The organism is Pseudomonas sp. TWI628 (assembly GCF_039673865.1).
Lineage (GTDB): Bacteria > Pseudomonadota > Gammaproteobacteria > Pseudomonadales > Pseudomonadaceae > Aquipseudomonas.
The window spans coordinates 1-2475 of the sequence record NZ_JBDJMM010000061.1; the positions used below are offsets into that span (position 1 = coordinate 1).

Genomic DNA, 2475 nt, shown 5'->3' on the forward strand with positions numbered 1-2475 from the left:
CCATCGCCGGCAAGCGCGGCTCCCACAGGGACCGAGCCAGCTTTCAGAAACTAATCAACTGAGACGCGGCAACAAGATCGCCACGCTCAAGCCCCCCGCCTCGCCCGCCTTCGCGCTGATACTGCCCTGGTGCAGCCCGATGGCGCGGCGGGCGATGGCCAACCCCAGGCCGAAGCCATCGGCGCCGCTGTGCCCGCCCCGGTCGAACGGCTCGAAGATGCTCTGCAGGCGGGCCGGTTCAACCCCCGGCCCCTGGTCGACGATACGCACCTCCAATTGTTCCCCTCCGCCCACCAGCAGCGCCTCGACGCGCACTTCGCTGCCCGGCGCGGTATAGCGCACGGCGTTGCGGATCACGTTCTCGAAGGCGCGGTACAGCAGCTCCTCATGGCCGCGGGTGACGAAGGTACCGGCGCCCAGCAAGCTGACCTGCGCCTGCTTCATGCCCGCCTCGAAACGGGCATCCTCGACAATCTGCGCCAGCACCTCGACGGCATCCAGCTCGCCATGCTCGCCATGGCTTTGCTGCGACTGCACCCGCGCCAGGGTGAGCAGTTGCTCGATCAGGTCATCCATGCGCCGCGACTCGCGTTCGATGCGCCCGAGCATTTCCTCGCGCTCGGGCTGCTGGCGCAGCAACCCGATGGCGACATGCAGGCGGGTCAGCGGTGAACGCAGTTCGTGGGAGATGTCGTGCAGCAATTGCTGCTGCGCTTCGACCAGCGCCTTGAGCTGCCCGGCCATGCGGTCGCAGTCTTCGGCCAGTTCGACGATTTCGTCGCGCCGCCGCCCCAGGCGCGGGCGCACCCGCACGTCGAAGCGGCCCTGGGCCACCTGGCCCATGGCCTCGCGCAGCCAGGTCAACGGGCGGGTCAGGTAGAGGCTGCAGAGCAAGGCGAACAACGCGCTCATCAGCCCGCCGGTCAGCAACGGGCCCATGCTCCGTGGGCGCGGCGGCTCATCCAGGCGGGTGGGCACCGAAGCCCGCAGCACCAGGGCCTGGCCGCCCTCATCGAGCAGCGCCCGCTCGAACCGTGGGGTGTCAACAGCACGCCCGGCCAGCAAGTGACCGGTGCCGTCGTAAAGGCCCACCTGCACCTCCGGCGGCTGCGGCGACACCTGCAGGTACTGGCGGCCGGCCTGTTCGCCATAGCGGTGCAACAGGTTCAGTTCAGTGGTCAGCATCGCTCGCAGCCCGGGGGTGTCACCGCGCAGGTCGTCGAGCATGAAGGCCCCGGCACCGACCAGGAAGGTCAGGCTGTTGGCCAGCCAGAAGGCCAGGAACAGCTTCCAGAACAGGCGCCGGCGCATCATTCGACGATCAGCATGTAGCCCATGCCACGCACGCTCTGGATCCAGCTGCTGCCATCCTCACGCGGGCCGAGCTTCTGGCGGATGCTGCTGATGTGCACGTCGATGCGCCGGTCGTAACGGGTCAGCGGCCGGCCCAGGGCGTTCAGCGACAGGTCCTGTTTGCTCACCAGCTGCCCGGCCTGGCGGGCCAGGGCTTCAAGGAGGCTGAACTCGGTGCCGGTCAGGTCCAGCGGTATCGGCCCCCACTGCGCCTTGCGCCGCCCCGGCCACAGGGTCAGCGCGCCACGGCCGATGGACTCCGCGCCCTGGCTTTCGGCCAGCATCTGCGGGTGCACCCGGCGCAGGATCGCCCGCAGGCGCGCCACCAGTTCACCCGGCGAGCTGGGTTTGGGTACATAGTCGTCGGCACCCAGTTCCAGGCCGGCGATGCGGTCGATGTTGTCACCCCGTGCGGTCAACAGCAGCACCGGTACCTGGCTGCGGGCACGAATGCGCCGCAGCACTTCGATGCCGGAGATGCCTGGCAGCATCACGTCCAGCACCACCAGGCGGTAATGCCCGCTCAAGGCGCGCGTCTCCCCCTCCTCGCCGGTGGCCACGGCGGTGGCCTGGAAGCCCTCGCGGGCCAGGTACAGGGCGAGCATTTCGGTCAGTTCGCGGTCGTCGTCGACCAGCAGTACAGGGATCATGATGGGTCAGGTGCCAGGTTCTGCAAAAGCGCCATGATCGCCCCGTCATCACGGACCGTGGGCGAACTTTACACATCTTTACCCTCGGTTAACCGCGCCGAACATAGCCCGCCCGTATGCTCATCGCCCGCTTCCCGGCAGCCCCGTGCTGCTCTTCTACGCCCGCCTGGAACCCTCGATGAACTACCCGCGACTGTTGCTCTCCATCCTGCTGCTCAATGCCTCCATGGCCCAGGCCGCGTCGTTCAGGATCGCCGACATCCGCGTCAACGGCCTGCAGCGGGTGTCCGCCGGCAGCGTGTTCGGTGCCTTGCCGCTCAACGTCGGCGACGAAGCTGACGACCGCCGCCTGGTCGAATCGACCCGCTCGCTGTTCAAGACCGGCTTCTTCCAGGACATCCAGCTGAACCGCGATGGCAACGTCCTGATCATCAACGTGGTCGAGCGCCCGTCGGTGTCGAGCATCGAGATC

At 67.8% G+C, this 2475-nt stretch carries 3 protein-coding genes; 1 reads left to right on the forward strand and 2 read right to left on the reverse strand.

From position 1 onward, the window contains the following. Window positions 1-54: 54 nt before the first annotated feature. Together ABE528_RS27260 and ABE528_RS27265 are read right to left on the reverse strand one after the other, a co-directional pair. Complete coding sequence (locus ABE528_RS27260) at window positions 55-1314, reverse strand: ATP-binding protein (RefSeq protein WP_346654627.1); 1260 nt, start codon at window positions 1312-1314, stop codon at window positions 55-57. Further along, entirely contained in the window at window positions 1311-2003 is a 693-nt protein-coding gene (locus ABE528_RS27265) for a response regulator transcription factor (protein ID WP_346654628.1), read from the reverse strand. Before ABE528_RS27265 ends, ABE528_RS27260 begins: the two co-directional genes overlap by 4 nt. Window positions 2004-2181: 178 nt before the next feature. On the opposite strand from ABE528_RS27265, the gene ABE528_RS27270 reads away from it, so the two are divergent. Next, window positions 2182-2475, forward strand: a 294-nt coding sequence (locus ABE528_RS27270; protein ID WP_346654629.1) for a POTRA domain-containing protein, incomplete at its 3' end; no start/stop codon positions are given.

Bases quoted from the DNA above. Each gene is read 5' to 3' on its own strand.
- ABE528_RS27265 (WP_346654628.1), bottom strand. From the start codon at position 2,003: ATGATCCCTGTACTGCTGGTCGACGACGACCGCGAACTGACCGAAATG.
- ABE528_RS27260 (WP_346654627.1), bottom strand. From the start codon at position 1,314: ATGATGCGCCGGCGCCTGTTCTGGAAGCTGTTCCTGGCCTTCTGGCTG.